The 21,110-nt window shown below is 71.2% G+C and carries 17 protein-coding genes; 11 read left to right on the forward strand and 6 right to left on the reverse strand.

The genetic code is table 11. The features are described from left to right. Positions 1–324 precede the first annotated feature (324 nt). From dnaK to A6Q81_RS13010, 4 genes are all read left to right on the forward strand, one after another. The gene (gene dnaK, locus A6Q81_RS12995) at positions 325–2,166 is read left to right on the forward strand and encodes a molecular chaperone DnaK (RefSeq protein ID WP_286690713.1); all 1,842 of its coding nucleotides are present in this window, start codon (positions 325–327) and stop codon (positions 2,164–2,166) included. Then, positions 2,163–2,768: a nucleotide exchange factor GrpE gene (locus A6Q81_RS13000; protein ID WP_286690714.1), complete on the forward strand. Its 606-nt coding sequence runs from the start codon at positions 2,163–2,165 to the stop codon at positions 2,766–2,768. The genes dnaK and A6Q81_RS13000 overlap by 4 nt, the downstream gene beginning before the upstream one ends. 81 nt (positions 2,769–2,849) lie before the next feature. Then, complete coding sequence (gene dnaJ, locus A6Q81_RS13005; RefSeq protein ID WP_286690715.1) at positions 2,850–4,004, forward strand: molecular chaperone DnaJ; 1,155 nt, start codon at positions 2,850–2,852, stop codon at positions 4,002–4,004. After that, positions 4,001–4,396: a heat shock protein transcriptional repressor HspR gene (locus tag A6Q81_RS13010; protein WP_067853467.1), complete on the forward strand. Its 396-nt coding sequence runs from the start codon at positions 4,001–4,003 to the stop codon at positions 4,394–4,396. Before dnaJ ends, A6Q81_RS13010 begins: the two co-directional genes overlap by 4 nt. A 2-nt stretch (positions 4,397–4,398) precedes the next feature. Here A6Q81_RS13010 and A6Q81_RS13015 read toward each other — a convergent pair whose 3' ends face one another. From A6Q81_RS13015 to A6Q81_RS13025, 3 genes are all read right to left on the reverse strand, one after another. Then, complete coding sequence (locus A6Q81_RS13015) at positions 4,399–5,535, reverse strand: helix-turn-helix domain-containing protein (RefSeq protein ID WP_286690716.1); 1,137 nt, start codon at positions 5,533–5,535, stop codon at positions 4,399–4,401. Between the two features lie 91 nt (positions 5,536–5,626). Then, positions 5,627–7,066, reverse strand: coding sequence for an HAD family hydrolase (locus tag A6Q81_RS13020; protein WP_286690717.1), 1,440 nt, complete (start codon positions 7,064–7,066; stop codon positions 5,627–5,629). Continuing rightward, positions 7,063–8,250: a PucR family transcriptional regulator gene (locus A6Q81_RS13025; protein WP_253024239.1), complete on the reverse strand. Its 1,188-nt coding sequence runs from the start codon at positions 8,248–8,250 to the stop codon at positions 7,063–7,065. The genes A6Q81_RS13020 and A6Q81_RS13025 overlap by 4 nt, the downstream gene beginning before the upstream one ends. 443 nt (positions 8,251–8,693) lie before the next feature. Here A6Q81_RS13025 and A6Q81_RS13030 point away from each other — a divergent pair, with 443 nt between their 5' ends. Both A6Q81_RS13030 and A6Q81_RS13035 read left to right on the forward strand, forming a co-directional pair. Next, positions 8,694–11,954: an LPXTG cell wall anchor domain-containing protein gene (locus A6Q81_RS13030; RefSeq protein ID WP_286690718.1), complete on the forward strand. Its 3,261-nt coding sequence runs from the start codon at positions 8,694–8,696 to the stop codon at positions 11,952–11,954. Positions 11,955–12,114: 160 nt separating this feature from the next. After that, positions 12,115–12,651, forward strand: a complete 537-nt coding sequence (locus A6Q81_RS13035; protein WP_286690719.1) for a hypothetical protein — start codon at positions 12,115–12,117, stop codon at positions 12,649–12,651. 169 nt (positions 12,652–12,820) lie between these two features. On the opposite strand, the gene A6Q81_RS13040 is transcribed toward A6Q81_RS13035, so the two are convergent. After that, entirely contained in the window at positions 12,821–13,834 is a 1,014-nt protein-coding gene (locus A6Q81_RS13040; RefSeq protein WP_286690720.1) for a hypothetical protein, read from the reverse strand. Between the two features lie 421 nt (positions 13,835–14,255). Between A6Q81_RS13040 and A6Q81_RS13045 the strand changes: the two genes are divergently transcribed. From A6Q81_RS13045 to A6Q81_RS13060, 4 genes are all read left to right on the forward strand, one after another. Continuing rightward, on the forward strand, positions 14,256–14,891 hold the full coding sequence (locus tag A6Q81_RS13045) for a hypothetical protein (protein WP_286690721.1): 636 nt from the start codon (positions 14,256–14,258) through the stop codon (positions 14,889–14,891). Between the two features lie 180 nt (positions 14,892–15,071). Beyond that, positions 15,072–15,707 (forward strand): hypothetical protein, encoded by a 636-nt coding sequence (locus tag A6Q81_RS13050; protein WP_286690722.1) that lies wholly within the window; start codon positions 15,072–15,074, stop codon positions 15,705–15,707. A gap of 82 nt (positions 15,708–15,789) precedes the next feature. After that, complete coding sequence (locus A6Q81_RS13055; RefSeq protein ID WP_286690723.1) at positions 15,790–16,437, forward strand: hypothetical protein; 648 nt, start codon at positions 15,790–15,792, stop codon at positions 16,435–16,437. Between the two features lie 406 nt (positions 16,438–16,843). After that, positions 16,844–17,173, forward strand: a complete 330-nt coding sequence (locus tag A6Q81_RS13060; RefSeq protein ID WP_286690724.1) for a hypothetical protein — start codon at positions 16,844–16,846, stop codon at positions 17,171–17,173. Between the two features lie 169 nt (positions 17,174–17,342). Here A6Q81_RS13060 and A6Q81_RS13065 read toward each other — a convergent pair whose 3' ends face one another. Together A6Q81_RS13065 and A6Q81_RS13070 are read right to left on the reverse strand one after the other, a co-directional pair. Then, the gene (locus A6Q81_RS13065; RefSeq protein WP_286690725.1) at positions 17,343–18,590 is read right to left on the reverse strand and encodes a PucR-like N-terminal domain-containing protein; all 1,248 of its coding nucleotides are present in this window, start codon (positions 18,588–18,590) and stop codon (positions 17,343–17,345) included. A 172-nt stretch (positions 18,591–18,762) separates the two neighbouring features. Further along, positions 18,763–18,975: a helix-turn-helix domain-containing protein gene (locus A6Q81_RS13070; protein ID WP_286690726.1), complete on the reverse strand. Its 213-nt coding sequence runs from the start codon at positions 18,973–18,975 to the stop codon at positions 18,763–18,765. Between the two features lie 374 nt (positions 18,976–19,349). Here A6Q81_RS13070 and A6Q81_RS17390 point away from each other — a divergent pair, with 374 nt between their 5' ends. Next, entirely contained in the window at positions 19,350–21,110 is a 1,761-nt protein-coding gene (locus A6Q81_RS17390; RefSeq protein ID WP_067853511.1) for an ABC transporter permease, read from the forward strand.

Genomic DNA, 21,110 nt, shown 5'->3' on the forward strand with positions numbered 1-21,110 from the left:
GGCGGGCGACGTACTCCGCCCAGGTCTCCGGCGGCGCCCCCTCCTCCCGGCGCTGGGCCAGCAGGAAGGCGAAGTCGTCGGCCGCGAGCTCCTCGTGCGCGGCGCGGGCGGCCGACTCGTCGTCGACGGTCAGCCGTCGCAACAGGAGCTCTCCCATGTCGGCACCCGATCACGGGAATGAACTCGAGCGCCAATGCATTGAGACCAGTGAAGAAAGTTGAGCCACTCCCACTCAAGTAACTTGCCTCGAGATCGGGAGCGGCGCACACTGGCTCCGAATCCCCGGATCTTCCCCAGCACCAACTCATCGTGGAGGTAGCAACCATGGCCCGTGCCGTCGGCATCGACCTGGGTACGACCAACTCCGTCGTGTCCGTCCTCGAGGGTGGCGAGCCCACCGTCATCGCGAACGCCGAGGGCGCGCGGACGACCCCGTCCGTCGTCGCCTTCGCCAAGAACGGCGAGGTCCTCGTCGGTGAGGTCGCCAAGCGGCAGGCCGTCACCAACGTCGACCGGACCATCAAGTCCGTCAAGCGCCACATGGGCACCGACTGGAAGCAGTCGATCGACGACAAGGACTTCACGCCGCAGCAGATCTCGGCGTTCATCCTGCAGAAGCTCAAGCGCGACGCCGAGTCCTACCTCGGCGAGACCGTGACCGACGCGGTCATCACCGTCCCGGCGTACTTCTCCGACGCCCAGCGCCAGGCCACCAAGGAGGCCGGTGAGATCGCGGGCCTCAACGTCTCGCGCATCGTCAACGAGCCCACCGCCGCGGCTCTCGCCTACGGCCTGGACAAGGGCGAGGACCAGACCATCCTGGTCTTCGACCTCGGTGGCGGCACCTTCGACGTTTCCCTGCTCGAGGTCGGCGAGGGCGTCGTGGAGGTCAAGGCGACCTCCGGTGACAACCACCTCGGTGGTGACGACTGGGACGCCCGGATCGTCGAGTGGATGGTCAAGAAGTTCAAGGACAACAACGGCGTCGACCTCGCCGCCGACAAGATCGCCAAGCAGCGCCTCCAGGAGGCCGCGGAGAAGGCGAAGATCGAGCTGTCCTCCTCCAGCGAGACCACGATCCACCTGCCCTACATCACCCACGGCGAGTCCGGCCCGCTGCACTTCGAGGAGCGGCTGACCCGCGGTGAGTTCCAGCGGATGACCTCCGACCTCCTCGAGCGCACCAAGGCCCCGTTCCAGGCCGTGCTCAAGGACGCCGGCGTCTCGATCTCCTCGATCGACCACGTCGTGCTCGTGGGTGGCTCCACCCGCATGCCCGCCGTGAGCGAGCTCGTCAAGAGCCTCACCGGTGGCAAGGAGCCCAACAAGGGCGTCAACCCCGACGAGGTCGTCGCCGTGGGCGCCGCGCTCCAGGCCGGCGTGCTCAAGGGCGAGGTCAAGGACGTGCTCCTGCTCGACGTCACCCCGCTGAGCCTCGGCATCGAGACCAAGGGCGGCGTCATGACGAAGCTCATCGAGCGCAACACGACGATCCCGACCAAGCGCAGCGAGGTCTTCACGACCGCCGACGACAACCAGCCGTCCGTGGCGATCCAGGTCTACCAGGGCGAGCGCGAGATGGCCGCGGGCAACCAGCTGCTGGCCACCTTCGAGCTCACGGGCCTGCCGCCGGCGCCTCGCGGCGTGCCGCAGATCGAGGTCACGTTCGACATCGACGCCAACGGCATCGTGAACGTGTCCGCGAAGGACCGTGGCACCGGCAAGGAGCAGTCGATGACGATCACCGGCGGCAGCGCGCTGTCGAAGGACGACATCGACAAGATGGTCAAGGACGCCGAGCAGTACGCCGAGGAGGACCGCAAGCGTCGCGAGGCCGTCGAGACCCGCAACCAGGCCGAGGCGCTCGTCCACACCACCGAGAAGTTCATCGCCGAGAACGGCGACAAGGTGGGCGACGACGTGAAGTCGCAGGTCCAGGCCGACGTCGACGCGCTGAAGTCGGCGCTCGAGGGCGACGACAACGACGCCGTCCAGGCAGCCGTCACCAAGCTCGGCGAGTCGAGCTCGAAGATGGGCGAGGCGATGTACGCCGCGGCCGCCGCCGAGCAGCAGGCTGCTGGGACCGACGCTCCCGCCGGTGAGTCGACCGACTCCGACGACGACGTCGTCGACGCCGAGATCGTCGACGACGAGGAGAAGAAGTGACGTCCGAGCCCGAGGGCACCACTCCCGACCCGGAGACCGCCGGGGAGGGAGTGGCCGACGAGGCCGTGGAGGTGCCGACGGGCGAGGAGGAGGTCGTCGAGGAGGTTGCGTCCGACGACGCGCCGACCGAACCGACCGCCGAGCAGCAGCTCGCGGAGCGCACCGCCGACCTGCAGCGGCTGCAGGCCGAGTACGTCAACTACCGCAAGCGGGTCGAGCGCGACCGCGCGCAGGCTCGCCAGCAGGGCGAGGCCGCGGTGCTGCGCTCGCTGCTGACGGTGCTCGACGACATCGGCCGCGCGGAGCAGCACGGTGAGCTCTCGGGCGGCTTCAAGGCCGTCGCCGACGCGCTCACGCAGGCGCTCAAGGCGCACAAGCTGGAGGCGTTCGGTGCCGAGGGCGACCCCTTCGACCCCCGGCTGCACGAGGCGCTGTTCGCGGCGGGCGAGTCCGCCGAGGTGAGCGTCACGTCGGTCGGCCCGGTCGTGCGCACCGGCTACAAGGTCGGCGACGAGGTCCTGCGGCACGCGCAGGTCGGGGTCGTCGAGCCCGCCGAGGGCGACGCGCCGGCCACGTCGGCCGAGACCTCCGACGACGAGTGAGCGGCGGTGGGGCGGCGACCACGGTCGCCGCCCCGCCCGCACCACCAGAGACCATCGCGACACGAGAGGAAGGGGTGAGCCGTGAGCAACCCGAGTGACTGGGCGAGCAAGGACTTCTACAAGACGCTGGGCGTGTCCAAGGACGCGTCGACCGACGAGATCAAGAAGTCCTACCGCAGGCTCGCGCGGGAGAACCACCCCGACTCCAACCCGGGGAACAAGGCCGCGGAGGAGCGCTTCAAGGAGGTCTCCGAGGCGTACGCCGTCCTGTCGAGCCCCGAGAAGCGCAAGCAGTACGACGAGCAGCGGACGCTGTTCGGGCAGTTCAAGGGTGGTTTCGGCGGTGGTGGCTTCGGCCAGCCCGGCGGCGGCTACGGCGGTCAGAACGCCACGGACTTCGACCTGAGCGACCTGCTCGGTGGCATCTTCGGCGGCGGGGGTCGCGGCGGACGTCGTCGCCCGCCGCAGGGACGTCGCGGTGACGACATCGAGACCGAGGCGACGATCACGTTCCAGCAGGCGGTCGAGGGCGCGACCCTCCCGCTGCGGATGACGAGCGACGAGGCCTGCCCGACCTGCCACGGCACGGGCGCGAAGCCCGGCACGGTGCCGAAGGTGTGCACGAAGTGCCAGGGCAGCGGCATGCAGACGAGCGCGTCCGGTGGTGTCTTCGCGATGACCGAGCCGTGCTCGCAGTGCCGCGGTCGCGGCCTGGTCGTGGAGCACGAGTGCGCCACCTGCCGCGGCACGGGCCGTGCCCCGTCGAGCCGCACCCTGCAGGTGCGGGTGCCGGCCGGGGTGAAGGACGGCCAGAAGATCCGGCTCAAGGGCAAGGGCGGACGAGGCGAGGGCGGTGCGCCCGACGGCGACCTGTTCCTGCTCGTCCACGTCGAGCCGCACACGATGTTCGGCCGCAAGGGCGACCACCTGACCATCACGGTGCCCGTCGCGTTCGACGAGGCCGCCCTCGGCGCGCAGATCAGCGTGCCGACGCTCGACGGCCCCCCGGTGCGGCTGAAGGTCCCGGCGGGCACACCGTCGGGCCGGACGTTCCGCGCCAAGGGCAAGGGCGCGGCCACGAAGGCCGGCACCCGCGGCGACCTGCTGGTCACCGTGGAGGTGCAGGTACCCACCGACCTCGACGACGCCCAGCGCGCGGCGGTCGAGGCCCTGCGTCAGGCGCGCGGCGCCGCCACCCCGCGTGACGGCCTGTTCGAGGAGGTCGGGACGGCATGACCGACATGCCCTTCACCCCGCCGGGTCCCGACGCGAAGGTGTTCGTCATCAGCGTCGCGGCCGAGCTGTCGGGGCTGCACCCGCAGACGTTGCGCACCTACGACCGGCTCGGCATCGTCGAGGCCGGTCGCACCGGCGGCGGCGGTCGTCGCTACTCGCTGCGCGACGTCGAGCTCCTGCGCACCGTCGCGCGTCTCACCGCCGAGGGCCTGGGCCTCGAGGGCGTGAAGCGCGTGATCGCGCTCGAGAACCAGGTGCTGGCCCTCCAGCAGAAGGTCGCCGAGCTCCAGACGGAGCTCGCGGCCGCGCACCACGCGCTCGGCACGGTGCAGAACCTGCCGGTGCTGGCGCAGCAGACCCAGCTCACCGTCTGGCGCCGCCCCAGCCGCTGAGGCTAGGCGCTCTGGACCTCCGCCTCCCAGCCCGGGACGGCGAGGCGCAGGGCGACGAGCAGCTCGAGGCGGCGGTCGGGGTCGGTCAACGGGTCGTCGAGCATGCGCTTCGCGGTGGCGAGACGCGTGTGGATGGTCTGCGCAGGCGTGCCCGTCTGGCGGGCGAGCACGTTGACGGGCGTGCCGTGCCCCAGCCAGTCCAGGACGGTGCGCCCCAGGGCTGCGCGGCGCACCGCAGGCAGCTCGAGGAACGGTCCGAGACGTGAGCCGGTGAGCAGGTCGGCGAGCAGGGGCGAGCCGTGCACCATCACCTGCGTCAGGACGTCGCGGGTCTGCGTGACCGGCGCGCCCGGGACGGCGACGGCGGCGGTCGTGCGGGTCAGGCGGGCGGCCTCGGGTAGCTCGACGAGGGGTACGACGGGCCCGCGCGCGACGTCGACCCCGCTGCGTCGGCGCACCTGGTCGTTGGTCCATGTGGCGGGCACGGCGCTCTCGCCGGGTGCCGTCCCTGCGAGGACGTCCTCGTGCTCGCGCAGGGCGGGGTCGAGGGCCGCGTCGGGGTCGGTCGCCACGACCGGCGTGAGGCGGACGGCTGGGTCGAGGCCGCAGGCCAGGGCGAAGCCACGCAGGGTCCGGACGTCTCCCGCGCCGAACGCGGCGCGGGACAGGGCGTGACGACGCCGCTCCGGCGCGAGCGCGTGGAAGCGCTGCATCGTCTGCATGCCTTGGCGGATGTGCCCGAGGATGCGCATCAGGTACTCCTGCACCGACCGCGACAACGCCTCGGAGTCGAGCTGGTCGAGCTGGTGCAGCAGCACCGGCATGACGTGGCGGCGCAGGCCCCGCCCGATGGCGCGCAGCGCGACCGTGAGGTCGTCGTCGGTCAGCCCGTGCACGGTCTGCAGCTCGCCGAAGTGCGTGCACTCGGCGGCCACCGCCTGTGCGGCGGTCCGGGGGTCGCCGTCGTGCGCGAGGAACGCGTCGACGCACGCGCCGGCGAGCCGAGCGCTGACGACCGCTCCGTTCGGGACGGAGTCGCGCACGAGTCTCTCGACCTGGCCACGCAACCCCGCCCCGTCAGGGAGGGAGTTCGACGGGTGGTGCGGGAGGGATGGGTGCACCTCTCCCGTCGTCGTCATGGGTGCACGGTCACAGGGGCCGCAGGGTCGAGTCAACGCACTTCGTCCGACCGACCCGAACCGGGCGGAAATTTGTCACGCGGGTGACAAGTCAGGAGACCGTACGAGACCCCGACGACAGGGCCGTGACGCCCGCGGAGAGCCCGGCCGCGACGCTCGCGAGACCGGGACCCAGCAGGCCCCCGGCGGCGAGGGCGCCCGCGACCGCGCTGCACGTCAGCGCCACGACGAGCCCACGTCGCGCCGCCCTGACGGCGGAGCGGGACGCGCGCAGCGCGGTGGCGACCCGCAGCACGTCGAGGTCGGGCAGACCGAGGTCGTCGGCCAGCGTCGTCGACGGCGCGACGTGCAGCACCCGCTGGCCCTCACGGGAGCGGGTCTCGACGTCGGCCTCCTGCCCGGCCGCGTCGACGTCGCCCGCAGCGTCGACGACGCCCACCTGGAGCCCGACCTCGCGGGTGCGGGCGTCGGTGTCGGAGGAGCGGAGGGCGACGTCGAGGCCGAGGTCGCGCAGGGCCTGCACGCCCTCGGCGGCGTCGGGGCGGACGTCGTCGCCGACGGTGAGCGTGCCGAGCACGCGCGCGTCGACCTCGACGGCGAGGGTCGTCCAGGTGCCGGGTCGTGGCTCGAGACCGAGCCACGTCGGGTCGCCGACGCGCACCGGGTGCCGGTCGACCCGACCTGAGACGCCCGCGTCGCCATGGCTCTGCACCTCGGTGACCCGGCCGCGGCCGGAGAGTCGGGAGATCGCCCGGGCGACCCGGTCGTCGCGCTCGTGCTGCAGGGCGCCGGCGAACCAGCGCAGGTTGCGGTCGTGGTCGGGCTCGACGGGGTCGACCGACGTGACCCGGAGGCCCCCGGTGGTGACGGTGCCGTCCTTGTCGAGCAGGACGACGTCGGCGGCAGCGACCTCGGCGACGGCGGTCGGGCTCGGCAGCCCGATGTCGCGGCGGGCGACGCCGGCCCGTGCAGACCGCAGGGCAGCGGGTCCGGCACTGAGCGCGGCGGCCGGTCCGGCGGCGACCAGCACCGCGGCCGCGACCAGGAGCCCGCGCTCGGGGCTGTCGGCGACGCCCCATCCCGCGCCGGCCGCGACGGCGCCGACGGTGACCACGACGGTGACCGCGCTGGGCAGGTCGACGAGGCTCTGCTGCCCGCGCCAGCGGAGCACGACGCTGAGCAGGGCCGCCGACGCGACGACGGCGACGGCCATCGTCGGGGTGGCGTCGACGAACGTCTCGACGACGGTGGCGGCGAGGGCGACGACGAGGCCGAGGCTGCCGAGCACGCCGGGACCGAGGCGTCGGCGGGCCAGCTCGGCCGCCGCCTCGCGGTGCACCGGCACGGCCAGCGCGGCGGCGAGGACGGCGACACCGGCCAGCACCCAGCGCCAGCCGTCGAAGTGCAGGTCGGGCACCATCGACACGCTGACGGTCGACGCGGTGAGCAGCGCCCCGAGGACGAAGGTGAGCGCGAGGCACCGGTGTGGGCCGCGTGAGGAGAGGCCGGTGGCTGCGTGTGCCGCGGTCACGGGGCGTCCTCCGCCCGGAAGCGTTCGAAGTCGCTCTGGTCGCCGGCCTTCCAGAGCGGCACGCTCGCCTTGAGCAGCATCGTCAGCTGCACGAGGAACTCGGTGTCGTGCATCGCCTCGCCGAACAGCTCGTTGATGCGCTTCCAGCGGTAGCGGACCGTCTGCGGATGCACCCCGAGGCGCGCGGCGATCGCCGGGGCGCTGTCGCGGGTCTCGAGCCAGACGAGCAGCGTCTCGGACAGGATCTCGCGCGAGTTCGGGGTCTCGGCCAGCAGCGGGCTGAGCAGCTCCTGCCCGAGCTGCTGGCGGAGCGTCGGCTCGGCGTGCAGCCAGATCTGCGTGCGGTGCGCCCGACAGTCGACCACCTGCGCGTCGGGGATGACCCCGCGACGCACCAGCTCGAGCGCCCGCCGCGCCCAGCGGAACGCCGAGGGCACGTCGGCGGGCTCGACGGCCCAGCCCACGGCGGCGCGAGGCACGCCCGCGTCGACGAGCGCCGTCGTCATGCAGTCGCGGCTCGCGGCGTCGACCATGACCACGACGGTGTCGTCGTGGCCGACCAGCAGGGCGTCGCGCGAGAGGGCGCCGAGGTCGCGGCGTTCGCCCCCGAGCTCGGCCACGGCGAGCACGATCGAGGACGGGATCCGCCAGACCGTGTCGCTGCCCGGCTCGGCCGTGCCGGTGAGGAGCTGCTCGGCGAGCACGGCGCGGGCGCGGTTCGGGTCGGCCTCGCGCTGACGCACGGTCTCGGTGTGTCCGGCCTCCACCTGCGCGACGAGGTGGTCGACGAACGCGAGCAGGCCGTCGGAGACGACCGCAGGCGTCGTGCCGTCGACGGTCAGGTGCTGGAACCGTGACCACGCCGTGCGCGTGCCGGTGCCGAGCGCCAGGTGGAAGTCGTCGAGGGATCGGCTCGCGCGCGCCTCGCAGCGACCGACCGAGCGGAACATCTCGTCGAGACCGCGGTCGCGGTGGGGTGCGCCGTCGAGCTCGTCGAGGAAGCGGTGCAGCGCGGTGGTGACCGCCTCGACCACGATCGGGTGGCGGGGCGACTCGCCGTAGTAGGCGATGCGCGCGCAGACGGCGTCGACGATCGAGGCGGCCAGCTCGGGCACCTCGCGACGCAGGCGCCGGGCGTGGGAGGCGACGAGGTCGGACGTGGGGCGGTCCGCGGACAGCGTCATGGCGCGGATCCGTGCGATCCAGGTCCCATCGTCGGCTCCCCGTTCCGATGACTCGTGTGGCTGCACCGAGTTCTACCCCGCCATCGGGCGCACGTCAACGATGCGCCGACGCTGCGACGCGGTCGGGCCGGGGTCGGACGTGGTGCGCAGGGCCGTGCCCTCCTGTCGTCGCTCGGACGGTCCACTCCGGACCGCGCCCCCGTCGAGGACTGTGCCTCACGACGCGCGTCGGCGGCGACCGGCCGAGCGTTGCCCACCCGGTTCTTGTCATGCGGGTGACAAGAACCGCGCCGATTTGCGACTGCCGGCTCCGAACGCGCGACGCCGACCCGCCGCGTACGACACGGTCTGGCCAGACATGTGACCCAGCGCACTGTGCTGCGTCCGCGCCGTCCCGCACCCAGGGACGTCGTGCCCCCCGATGTCGGTACGGAAGGACACCCATGAGGCTCGGATCTCGACGGACGACCGCCGCGGTCGCTGCAGGTGTGGTGGCGGTGGCCGGCCTGGTGGTCGTGGCGGCCCCCAGCCAGGCGGCGCTGCCGACCAGCGGCGACCGGATCGCGCACTGGTCGGCGGTGGCTGACTCCGAAGGGGGAAGCAGCGTCGTCCAGCGCGCCGACATCCCCGCGCCGTCGGGCCAGCGCTTCACCGAGGTCCTGCCCGTCACGAACGTGGACAACGTCGTGGCGCTGACGGACCGTCAGGAGGTGCACTTCTACGGGTCGTCGAACCTGCAGGTGCCTGCCGGTCTCGACGGGTCGACGGTCCGTGACGTCGACGTCAGCGGGCCGGTCCTCGGCGTCGTGACGGCGAGCGGCGACGTGACGACGTGGAACCGGTTCGGGGGCGACCAGCCCGCACCGCAGCCGCCCGCTGACCTGTGCCCAGCGACCCAGCTCTCGGTCGGCGGCACCGTCGACTTCGCGGTGGTGCGTTGCGAGGACGGTTCGGTCGAGGCATTCGGCCGCAGCGGGGTGCGGTGGAGCGTGCCCGCCGACCTGCCCGAGGTCACCGAGGTCCGGGGCGGCTTCCTGTCCGGTGCGGCCGGACCGATCGTCCGCGTGCTGACGAAGGACCAGAAGGTGCTGCAGTGGGCACCGTCCAGCTCGACCGCACCCGTCACGGCGTCGGAGAACCCGGTGACCCAGGGCAAGCAGGTGGCGAGCCTGACGACGGCCACCGCGCTGACGACGTCGGGCGCCTTCCTCGACCTCGGGATCAACGACCAGCTGGCCCCGACCCGTCCCGTGCGACGCGGCGGTGCCACTCCGGCGCTGCTGGCCAAGCCGCTCGCGCACGTCGCCGTCGCCGACACCGGTGCCGGCCAGTACCTCACGCGCGACGGGGAGTTCGACGGCTGGAGCCCCGACACCGGCGTCATGATCGAGCTGCGCAAGCTCCCGACGCGACTGTCGGGGGCGAGCCTCGTGTCCGTCGGCACGGCGTCCGGGCACAGCGCGGTCATCGTCGCGGACACGGCGGCACCCGAGGGCCCGAAGGTCACGGCGCCGTCCCAGGTCTCCGGTGCCACCAACGGCGCCGCGCGTCCCGGTGACACGCTCACGGGCAAGGCTGCGACCTTCGACCCGGCCTCCGACGACGTGACCACCCAGTGGCTCGTGGACGGCAAGCCGGTCGCCGGCACGCAGGACCAGCCGACGTTCGCGGTGACCTCCGCCCAGGTGGGCAGCACGATCGCCTTCCGCACCAGCGCGGCGTTCCCGGACGCCGGCGACCCCCTGGTCTCGGACTCCTCGACGATCAGCGTGGTGAAGGCCGAGGGCCCGAGCGTGGTGAGGGGGTCGGCGATCGAGGGGTTCGGTGCGCCGGACGTGTCGGTGAAGGGGACGTTCGCGAGCTTCTCGGAGGAGCCTGAGGATCGTGAGGCGTACTGGTTGGTCGATGAGGAGAAGGTCGCGGGTCAGGGGACGCCGGATGCGAAGGAGCTGTTGCTGACCGAGGACATGGTGGGCAAGAAGGTCCGGTTCGTGACGGTGGGCTACTTCGCCGACGACGTGGAGGTGGAGTCGGTCTCGGATCCGTTGACCGTCCGGGTGAAGCTGGCCGAGGTCTCTCCGCCGACGGTCGAGGGGACGCCTGAGGTGGGTGCGACGTTGAAGGTCGCGAAGCCTGCGGTGTTCAACGACGACTCGCCCGACGTGACCGTCTCGCACAAGTGGTACCGCGACTTCGTGACCGTGGTCGGTGAGGGAGACACCTACACGCTGACCAAGGACGACGTCGGCTCGACGATCTACTACAGCGCCGAGGCGATCCGTCCGGGTGAGGCGTTCCCGGCGTACTCCTTCGACTTCACGGGCATCGGCCCGGTCACGAAGGCCGCGCTCACGATCACGGGCCTGCCCGTCATCGAGGGCGACGCCGTGGTCGGCAAGACGCTCACCGCCTCGCCCGCCCCGTCGAGCGACGACGACGCGATGGTCGCGTTCCAGTGGTTCGCCGACGGTCAGCCGATCGACGGTGCGACCGAGAAGACCCTGGTGCTCACCGACGCGCTCGTCGGGAAGCCGGTCACGGTCCGCCAGACGGTGTCGCGCGACGGCGCGACCGAGCCGGGCGCCAACCTCGCGCAGGCGACGTCGGAGCCGCGCACCGTGCGCGCCAAGCCGGTCGACCTGACGGTCACGAAGCCCGCCACCGTCGAGGGCAAGCGGATCGTCGGCCAGACGGTGACCGGGTCGCCGGCCACGTTCAGCGATCCCGAGGCCGGCGTGACCAGCTACTGGATGGTCGACGGCAGGCGCACCGCGGCGACCGGCGCCACCCTCACGCTCACGTCCGAGCACGTCGGCGCCTCGATCCGGTACGTCAGCGTCGCCGAGCGCGCCGAGGACGACGCCACGGCGGAGTCGGTGAGCGAGGGCCAGGTCGGCCCGGTGCTCGCGCAGGTGGCCGTGAAGACCGCGACGAGGCTGTCGGGCACGGCCAAGGTCGGCAAGACGCTGACGGCCACCCCCGCGACGTTCACCGGTGGTGAGCTGACGGTCGACGGCTCCTGGTGGGCCGACGGGCAGAAGCTCGACCAGGGCGGACTGAAGCTGCCGCTCACCGCCGAGCTCGAGGGCGCGGTGATCACGTTCCGTGCCACGGCCAGCCGCTCGGTCGACGGCATCGACGAGCAGAAGTCGTCGGACGCCTCGAGCCGGAAGGTGGCTGCGGCCGATTCGTCGACCCCACCCACCACGCCGCCGACGACTCCGCCGGGCGGTGGCACCGACCCGAAGCCCCCGGCGGCCGGACAGCCGTCGACGGACATCGTGAAGGGCTCGACGACGGTGGAGCGCGGCGACGTGCTCACGCTCCAGCTGAGTCCCAAGCGCGCCGGCGACAAGGTCGTCGTGATGCTGTTCTCGACCCCCACCAACCTCGGCACCCACACGGTGGCGGCCGACGGCACGGTGCGGGTGCGGATCCCGCAGGGCGTCGACCTCGGACGACACCGGATCGCGGTGTACGACGCCGCGTCGGGCGCGCTGCTCGCGTGGCAGGCGATCACGGTGGTCGACTCCGCCGGTGGCTCGGGCGCAGGTGGAGTGGGCGCTGGTGGCGCGGCGAGCCTCCCGGACACGGGCACCTCGGTCGACGCGCAGCTCGTCGGTCTCGGCGCTGCCCTGCTGCTGGTCGGCGCGGGGGCGATCGGCTACCGCTCCCGTCGCCGCCCGCGGCACCGGGTGGGCTGACGTAGGACGCTGGGGTGGGGTTGGTGGGCCGGACGGTCCGCCGCCCCCTGCCTTCGTGAGGACTTGTCACCTTCACACGAGAGGGTTGCTGTGAGTGGCCGTGCCGGTGGCGTCGGTGTGCGTCGCCGCTCCTGCCTCGGCCGGGAGCCATGAGGTAGCCGTGGGAGGAAGCGACTCAGGGTCCGACCACCCTGTCACCGCGTCGAGCATCGCGTCGCCACAGTGGGTGTACGAGACGCAGAGTGGTTCCTCCCTGAGCACCGGGTGCTCCAGCACCCGGCTCGACCTGACGGTCCGGTCGGGCGCGAGCTCCAGTGCGTTCGCCGTCGTGCCAGGCGGGTCGAGCACCGGGTGCAGCGGCCCGCTGAGCGTCATCAGCCATGTCCACGTCGGCACGTGGCAGCTCGACCTCACGGGGCCCGCGACCGGAGGTGGTGCCGACGTCGTCGACGGCGTGCTGCGGCACGTGCGGATCGACCAGGCGAACGCGGCCTGCAGGTTCTCGGTCGTCGGCGAGGCTCGTGTGCGGTTCCACGAGGCGACACAGCGTCTCGAGGTCGTCGAGACAGGACGCTCTGGGCGCCTGCGTCAGAGCGGTGTCGTCGGATGCCTGGGGCAGATCCGCGACGGTGGGGCGGTCGACTGGAAGGTCACCTTCGACCTCGCCTCGCCGGACGGGGTGGTCACGGTCAGGTGAGAGTGCCGGCGCAGCGCGCAGACTGAAGGTCGCCCCGGGCCAGCGGTGCTCAAGATCTCTCGCGCACCCGTTCCCCAGCGGCCCCGTCCACTGGCGCACTTCGGCTTCGCAAGGTTCCGCGTTCGGCGTTCTCGTCTCCCGGTGAGACCCCGGGACGGCCCCGGCCCCCTCAGCGACGGGCGGTGCGCGGAGCCTCGTCCGGGATGGGGAAAGGCTTCGGTACGGTCACGATCTTCGGGTTCGGGTGGGTGGAGTCGAAGCACCCAGCTCGGGGATCGTCGGGGCGGGTCACGCCCGTAGGGATCGGCCGGGCGTCGAACTTCTCGTCGTAGATCTGGCAGTTGGTCGCTCCGATGCGGATCGACAACGGAGCGCCGTCCTCCGAGACGGCGGCCGTCAGGAGCGGGGACACGTCGTCGCCGGAAGCAGTGGTGCAGCCGACGAAAGCCGGGATGTCGATCGTGCCCTGCAAGGTCCCACCGTTGATGCCGTACTGGTAGATCTCTGGATCGAACACCACGTCTTCCATGTTCCGCTGCGGGTTGACGAGTGTGGGATCGGAGTCGACCGCGAGACGTCGGCTGCTGAGATTCACGGCTCCGAGGGATCCGGTGCTGCAACGAGGGCCTAGTTGGACGTCCACCCCGTCGACCTTGAGGCGGGTCACTCCGATGCTCACCCTTGCCTCGAGCGATGCTGATTCCACGACCGAGGTCGTGTCGTTCCCCCCCCTGCTCAGGGTGTAGTCGTGAGGTCGAAACCTCAGTGGTTCGGGCACGCCGTCGGCACGACGCTCCTGGCGAACTTGGAGCGTGATCTCGGCCGGGACGGACCCGAATGCGAGAGTCCGGACATGTATCGGTGCGGAATATCCGTAGGGGGCTGGGGAGCCGGAGGGTGACACGAAGAAAGCCTGCGTGTCGTACCAGAACTCCGTACCAGTCTTCTCCCCGGCGGCCCCGTCTGGCCAGTTCTTGTAGGTGAAGATCACGGAGGTCGACATCATCGAGAGCGGGACCTGGGCCCACTGCTTGGTCTTCGGTGAGCCGGCGCGGCCAACTTGAGGGAAGTTCAGCCAAGAGCCGTTCGTGGCGTAGCGATCAGGATCCGGCAGTGACTCACAGCTGTTGAGCGTCCCCTCCGGATACTCCGCGCCGATGCTCGGGCAAGGGATGAAGGGCAAGCCCGGAACCGGACCGTCCGCTGCTCCCGCCGAGGGGGTCGACGCGCCGACGAGAGCAAGCGCGCTCAGAACGAGGGGAATGGCGGTGGCAAGAACGCGAAGGCGTCTCGCCCCGGCACGTGAAGGCCGCGGCATGTGAGCACCGTCTCAATCCGAACCGCACGCGTCAACGGTCAGGGACGGTGCGCACGCGTGAGTGGCCGGAAGTTGTCACGGACGTGACAAGCGCCGTTGCCGACGCGGCGCGATGACCGTCCGGAGCTTCACGACCGATGTGGGCGGAAGTTGTCAGGTGCATGACAATTTTGCGCGCGTTCGTTCGCTCGGACTGGAAGAGGGCTTGCCGGGTCGAGGTCGGCTGTGACGCCATGGGGTCGTGACCGCGGTCACATGACCTCATCGGCAGATCGGAAGGAACACCATGAAGATCAAGCACGCAGCCATCGGTACCGCCGCCCTCGCTCTCGCAGGAGTCGCGGCGGCGGGTCCGGCGCTCGCCACCGGCAGCTCCTACACCGTCGCGGTCGGCGGCAGCTCCGCTGCCGGGACCCACAACATCACCGCTGCGTCGACGGGATCGCTCAGCTTCGCGGTCCCCACCCTCAGCATGAGCTGCACCAGCGCGGCCGTTCCGTCGTCGCCGGCCTCGACGGTGTCCTCGGGCACCGGCGTGGTCGACATCGCCGCCATCAACAAGATCAACTTCAGCGGCTGCACGGGCCCCGGCGGGAGCCTCACGGTCACCACCAGCGGCTCCTGGAAGCTGCACGGCACGAGCGCCGCCACCAGCGGCTCGTCCGACGTCGTGAGTGGTCACGTGGAGAACATCACCGCTGTCGTCTCGAACGCCGTCTGCCGCTTCACCGTCACCGGCTCCGCCAACGGCAGCTTCAACGAGGCCAACCAGCAGCTCAACGTCAACGAGACCGGCTTCACGGGCAACCTGAAGGTCTCGAACGTGACCGGCTGCCTCGGCCAGGTGCAGAACGGTCAGTCCGCGAACTTCACCGGCAACTTCCAGGTGACGTCGCCCGACGGCGCCATCAACGTCAGCTGAACCTGACGGACTCGCCAGCGACGTCGGGTGGGGTCGAGCGAACCTCGGCCCCACCCGCATCCCCACGGGGCGTGGAGCACGTGCTCGACGCCCCTCCAGCACCTCCGAGAACTCACGGCTCGATCTCCGCGTCGCGGTCCGCGCAGCGGCCCAGGGGCGCCCACCTCCCAAGGAGCACACATGACCACCACCCCCACCGCCCGCTGGCGCCAGCGCGCTGCCGTGGCAGCCACCGGCGCGGCCGTCGCGCTCGTCCCGCTGGCGGCACACGCCGCCACGATCGTCACCATCAACTACGACGCCCAGGGCACGTCGCACATCGCGAAGACGAACTCCGACGTCGCGCTCGGCCCCACCACGCTGCGCACCGACCTCGACATCGACACCGGTGACTTCACCGGCTCGCTGCCCCTGCCTGGCACCTCGACCGAGTTCAAGATCGCCGGGTTCCTCCCGGTCAAGGCGAACGTCGACTTCGTCGAGGCCGCGCCGCTGACGGGCAACATCAACCTGACGCAGACGCAGGCGCAGGTCAGCTCCACCGCGACGTACTACGTGAAGCTGTCGAACATCAAGGTCGCCGGCTTCCCGACGTTCGCCGGTTCGAAGTGCCAGACCAAGGTGCCCGTCACCATTCCCGTCGGCACGCGCCCGGACGAGGGCTTCGACCTCATCAACGGCGGCGAGCTCGTCGGCACCTACACGATCGGCAAGTTCGAGAACTGCGGCATCAACACCCCGCTGATCAACAGCCTGGTGCCCGGCTCGGGCAACACCGTCGACATCACGGTGACGAACGGCGTCATCGCGGAGTAGTCCCGTTCCGTCCAGGTCGGCCCCGCGTCACGTCCGACGCGGGGCCGACCTGCTCCGGAACTGCTCGAGAAGGAGAGTCCTCATGGCCGTCCCACGCATCGCACGTCGCACCATCCTGGCTCTTGCCGCCGCCCTCGCCCTCTCCGTCGGGTTCGGCCCGGCAACTGCGGCGGGGAACAGCGTCACCGTCGCCGTTGGCGGGTCCTCTGTGCCGGGGGCGCACTCCGTCACGGCCGCCACTTCCGAGGTCGTCTCATGGGCTTCGCCGATCCTGGCCTGGAGCTGCACGCAGGCAAGGATCCCGGCGAGCCCTGTGTCGGACGTCAGCTCCGGCGCGGGCGTGACCGACGTCCTACAGATCCGCGCACTGCTGTTCAGCTGCGTATGGCCCGGAGGATCGATTGCGACGTCGTTGACCGCTCCGGCGGCCTTCCACGTCACCGGTCCGGCCACGTCGGGGAGCAGCGACGTCGTCCAGGGCCGGATCGATGGCGTCACCATCAGAGCACGGAACGCGATCTGTGACTTCACGGTCAGCGGTTCCATGCGAGCGTCGCTGAACGAGGCTTCGCAGCAGCTGACCGTCGATGAGTCCGGCTTCACGGGGAACCTCAAGATCTCACAGGTCCAGGGATGTCTTGGCCAGGTGCAGAACGGGCAGGCGATGAACCTCAGCATGACCCTGCAGCTCACCTCGCCCGACGGTGCCGTCAACATCAGCGGGTCGTGAGGTCGGGCGGCCGGCTCCTGATGCCTGATGTTCCGCTGATGGCCGCGAAGTGACACCGACCATCCCTTTCAGTCCAGGAGGACTCATGACGATCACGCGTATCTCGCGACGAGCCCTCGGTGCCGCTGCCGCAGCTCTCGCCCTCGCCGCCGGAGTGGGCCCGGCAGTCGCGACCGGTAACGCCTACCGCGTTGCCATCGGTGGGAACTCAGCGACAGCTGCTCACCCCATCACCGCCACGACGACGATGTCCGTCGGCTGGGCGTCCCCCACACTCACCTGGGGCTGCACCTCGGCGACCGTACGGGCCTCGGCTCTGGCCGCGGCGCAGGCCGGGTACCCGGTCACGGACATCCTGCGGTTCCCCACGTTCGACTTCCGGGGCTGCACGTTCCCTGGGGGAGCCATGGCCACCACGACGGCCGGCGAGTGGCAGTTCCATGCCGACGGACCTGCGACGTCCGGAGCGGCGGACGTGGTGGAGGGCCACCTGGACCACCTCAGTCTCACCTGGAGGAACGCCGTCTGCTCGATCACGGTGAGCGGTCGCGCCGCCGCCTCCTTCAACGAGGCCACGCAGCAGCTGGTCATCGAGGAGAGGGGCTTCACCGGTGATCTCACGACGTCCGGTGTGGTCGGCTGCCTGGGGCAGGTGCGGAACGGTCAGCCCATCAACCTCTCGATGAGGCTCCAGCTCACCTCGCCGGACGGCGACATCAACATCAGCGGGTCGTGAGACTCGAGTCGAGGCTGAGGCGAGCAGGCGGCCGACGCTAGGGGACGGCTCGTGGACGAAGCCTTTTCAGGCTGCTACGCATCGGTATCCTGAAGGTGGCGCGGGCTCGGGAACGCCTTCCGATCTGCCGAGACGACAGCCTCCTGGGCCCGCGCCACCTTCCGCGCGGTCAGACCGCGCGGCGCCACCGCAGCATGCTCGACTCCAGTGCGTTGAGGAGCGTCGCCGTCTGGGTGGGGTCCTCCAGGCGCGAGCCGAAGAGGTCGCGCAGGCGACGCAGGCGGTGACGCACCGTCTGGTCGTGCACGCCCAGCTCGGACGCCAGGGCCGGAGCACTGTGGTGCGTCTGCAGCCACAGCAGCAACGTCTCGGCGAGCGCCATGCGCCGCTTCGGGGTCTGGGCGAGCAGCGGCGCGAGCTCGCGCTCGTCGAGCAGGCGCCGCAGGGCGGGGTCGGCGTGCGTGCACAGCAGGTCCTGGTGCTGCTCCACCTCCACCAGGCCGTCGGCGGCCGCCGAGATCACGCCCTCCTGCAGCAGCGAGAGACCGCGCGACGCCCAACGGCACGCCAGGTGGGTCTGGGCCGGGGGCACGCTCCACGCGAGCGACACCGCCTCGCCGGTGCGGTCCGCGACGTCGCGGGCGAGCGCGTGCGTGACGTCCGGCGCGGCCACGACGATGAGTCGGCCGTGCTGCACGCCGGAGAGCGCCCCGGTGAAGGTGCTGGCCAGGCGTGTCGTCTCCTCAGTGTCGCGGGTGACCGCGACGACGACCTCGTCGGGGAGCGTCCAGGAACATCGCTCCGCCAGCATCGCCAGCTCCGACGGGCAGGTGCCGCGCAGCAGCCCGACGAGCATGGCCGCGCGGCCCTCGTCGTGGTCGCGGCGAGCGCGGGCGCTGGCCCGGGCGAACCCGCGCACGGCGTGCTCGAAGAGCCGCTTCTGGTAGGCGAGCAGGCCCGCGCCGAGGGCGCTGACGACCTCGGCCGACTGGCCCAGCTCGCTCGCCGCGAGCTGCAGGTCGGTCCACGACTCCTGCGTCGCGATCTGGTGTGCCGCGCGCATCGCGTCGAGGTTCAGTCCCGCCGTCGACTGGTAGCTACCGACCCACTGGTAGAAGGTGAACACCTCCGTGCCCTGGGTCGGGGCTCCCGCGATCGTGTCGACGAACAGCTCGACGGCGCGACGGATCGCCTCGTCGATGCCGAGGTGGATCTTCGGGTCGCCCTGCGCGGCGAAGCCGGCCACCTCGGCGCGGATGCGCTCGACGATGCGCCGGGTCAGCTCCACCGAGCGCGGCCGGTAGGCGGCGACGACGTCGGCGGGCAGCAGCGGCAGCCCGAGCGCCTCGCGCAGGCTGGTGCGGGTGGACGTACGGGTGGCTTCCCTGTCGGAGCCGTGGTGGGTCAATGCGGTCATGTGTCTCCCCCTCGCTCGTGTCCGGGCGCAGTGCGGGGGCGCTCGGACGTTCCCTCGAGCGTCAGTCAACGGACCGTGCCGGGACGAGTCCAGGGTCGAGGAGGGGGAGGGGACGAATCGATCAGGAAGTTGTGACGCGGGTTACAACTTCCTGAGAGGCCGACGGGAGGTGTCAGGGTCGGAGCAGGTCGAGCGGGTCGACGCCGAGCCGCTCGGCCAGCTGCTCGAGGCTGACGAGCGTCAGGTTGCGCTCGCCGCGCTCGACCGATCCGAGGTACGTGCGGTGGTAGCCGAGCTGGTCGGCCAGCTTCTCCTGGCTGAGGCCCAGCCGCTGGCGGTGCGCGCGCAGGCGCTGCCCGACGACGTGCTGCAGTGGCTCGCTCACGCAGGCAGCGTGTCCTAGTGCGACTCATCGGTCGACAGACGGATCAGTAGCACAACCCAGTCCCCTAGGTCGTGGCAGCGACGCGCGCGGACCACGGAGACCTCGCCTGGCGCGGGGTGCGACGCGAGATCGTCGGCACCGCGACGTGCCCGTCCTGCGACTCATGGGTAGCCGAACCCGCGCGGTCGACGACCGCGGAGGCGGCGGCGATCGAAAGTTGTCATGCACCTGACAAGCAAAGGTTACGAAAAGGTGAAGTTTGCTCCGGGTGGGGTGCGGCCCTGGCGGGGTGGCGCACGACACACCTACGGTCGCCACGGTTGGACGCATCGTGCACGCGTCCCGCGGACGGTCGACGGAGGGACGAGGACACCATGGGCGGAAGCGTCGAGGTACGGGGGCTGACCAAGACCTTCGGCCGCCAGAACATCTGGCACGACGTCACGCTCACGCTGCCGCCGGGGGAGATCACCGCGCTGCTGGGCCCGTCGGGCACGGGCAAGTCGGTCTTCCTCAAGTCCCTCATGGGGATCGTCGACCCAGAGCGGGGCGAGGTGCTCATCGACGGGGTCGACATGGTCTCGGTGAAGGAGGCCCACCGCCTCGAGCTGCGCAAGAAGTTCGGCGTGCTCTTCCAGGACGGCGCCCTGTTCGGCTCGATGAACGTCTACGACAACGTCGCCTTCCCGCTGCGCGAGCACACCCGGATGAGCGAGGACGAGATCCGCCAGGTCGTGCTCGACCGGCTCGACATGGTCGGCCTGCTCGGCACGGAGCACAAGGTGCCCGGCGAGATCTCCGGCGGCATGAAGAAGCGCGCCGGTCTCGCCCGCGCGCTCGTCACCGACCCCGAGATCATCCTCATCGACGAGCCCGACTCCGGCCTCGACCCGGTCCGCACCTCCAACCTCGCGCAGCTGCTCGTCGACGTGAACACCGCGACGGACGCGACCATGCTCGTCGTCACCCACAACATCGAGCTCGCCCGCACGCTGCCCGACAACCTGGGCATGCTCTACCGTCGCGAGCTCGTGATGTTCGGGCCGCGCGAGGAGTTCCTCCTCACCGACCACCCCGTCGTCAGCCAGTTCATGAGCGGCGACCCCGAGGGTCCGATCGGCATGAGCGAGGAGAACGACCACCGCACGATCGACCTCTTCGACGAGCCTGTCGACTACGGGCCGGGCGGGCCGATCCGCGGCGGCGGCGCCCGGGCCATCGAGGTGCTGCCGCGTCAGCTCGAGCCGCGCTCCGGCGTGGCACGACCCAGCTCGGTCCGGCACCGCGAGCGGGTCAGCGCCGGCAACGCGCCCCTCTACGTGGCCGACGACGACGACACCCACCGAGCGGAGGCGAATCCGACGTCGGGGGCGGTCACCCGCTCCCTGACCGCGACCGGCGACGTCTTCGCCCTCGCGCTCGACGCCACCCGCGCGACCTTCCGCCGGCCGTTCGCGGCGCGCGAGACCCTCGAGCAGTTCTGGTTCGTCGTGAGCGTCTCCTGGATCCCCGCGATCCTCGTGGCCATCCCGTTCGGTGCCGTCATCGCGCTCCAGCTCGGCACCCTGACCGTCCAGGTCGGCGCGCAGTCCTTCACCGGCGCGGCCAGCGTGCTCGCCGTCGTCCAGCAGGCGGCACCCATCGTCACCAGCCTGGTGATCGCCGGTGCCGGCGGCGCGGCGATCTGCGCCGACCTCGGCTCGCGGCGCATCCGCGACGAGATCGACGCCATGCGGGTCATCGGCGTCGACCCCGTCCAGCGGCTCGTCGTGCCGCGGGTGCTCGCGTGCATCGGCGCCGCCGTCCTGCTGAACGGTCTGGTGTCCGTCGTCGGCGTGGTCGGCGGCTACGTCTTCAACGTCATGGTCCAGGGCGGCACGCCCGGTGCCTACCTGGCCAGCTTCACCGCCCTCGCGCAGATCTCCGACCTGTGGGTCGGTGAGCTCAAGGCCGTGATCTTCGGCTTCATCGCCGGCATCGTCGCCTGCCACCGCGGCCTCAACACCGCGCCGGGGCCGAAGGGCGTCGGCGACGCGGTGAACCAGTCAGTCGTCATCACGTTCCTGCTGCTGTTCTTCGTGAACTTCGTCGTCACGACGCTGTACCTGCAGCTCGTCCCGGGCAAGGGAGCCTGA

This window comes from Aeromicrobium sp. REDSEA-S38_B2 (genome assembly GCF_001628525.1).
GTDB lineage: Bacteria > Actinomycetota > Actinomycetes > Propionibacteriales > Nocardioidaceae > Aeromicrobium > Aeromicrobium erythreum.

Coding starts and splice junctions, on each gene's coding strand:
- dnaK (WP_286690713.1), top strand. CDS start 325: ATGGCCCGTGCCGTCGGCATCGACCTGGGTACGACCAACTCCGTCGTG.
- A6Q81_RS13010 (WP_067853467.1), top strand. CDS start 4,001: ATGACCGACATGCCCTTCACCCCGCCGGGTCCCGACGCGAAGGTGTTC.
- A6Q81_RS13015 (WP_286690716.1), bottom strand. CDS start 5,535: ATGACGACGACGGGAGAGGTGCACCCATCCCTCCCGCACCACCCGTCG.
- A6Q81_RS13025 (WP_253024239.1), bottom strand. CDS start 8,250: ATGACGCTGTCCGCGGACCGCCCCACGTCCGACCTCGTCGCCTCCCAC.
- A6Q81_RS13030 (WP_286690718.1), top strand. CDS start 8,694: ATGAGGCTCGGATCTCGACGGACGACCGCCGCGGTCGCTGCAGGTGTG.
- A6Q81_RS13045 (WP_286690721.1), top strand. CDS start 14,256: ATGAAGATCAAGCACGCAGCCATCGGTACCGCCGCCCTCGCTCTCGCA.
- A6Q81_RS13050 (WP_286690722.1), top strand. CDS start 15,072: ATGACCACCACCCCCACCGCCCGCTGGCGCCAGCGCGCTGCCGTGGCA.
- A6Q81_RS13055 (WP_286690723.1), top strand. CDS start 15,790: ATGGCCGTCCCACGCATCGCACGTCGCACCATCCTGGCTCTTGCCGCC.
- A6Q81_RS13060 (WP_286690724.1), top strand. CDS start 16,844: ATGGCCACCACGACGGCCGGCGAGTGGCAGTTCCATGCCGACGGACCT.
- A6Q81_RS13065 (WP_286690725.1), bottom strand. CDS start 18,590: ATGACCGCATTGACCCACCACGGCTCCGACAGGGAAGCCACCCGTACG.
- A6Q81_RS17390 (WP_067853511.1), top strand. CDS start 19,350: ATGGGCGGAAGCGTCGAGGTACGGGGGCTGACCAAGACCTTCGGCCGC.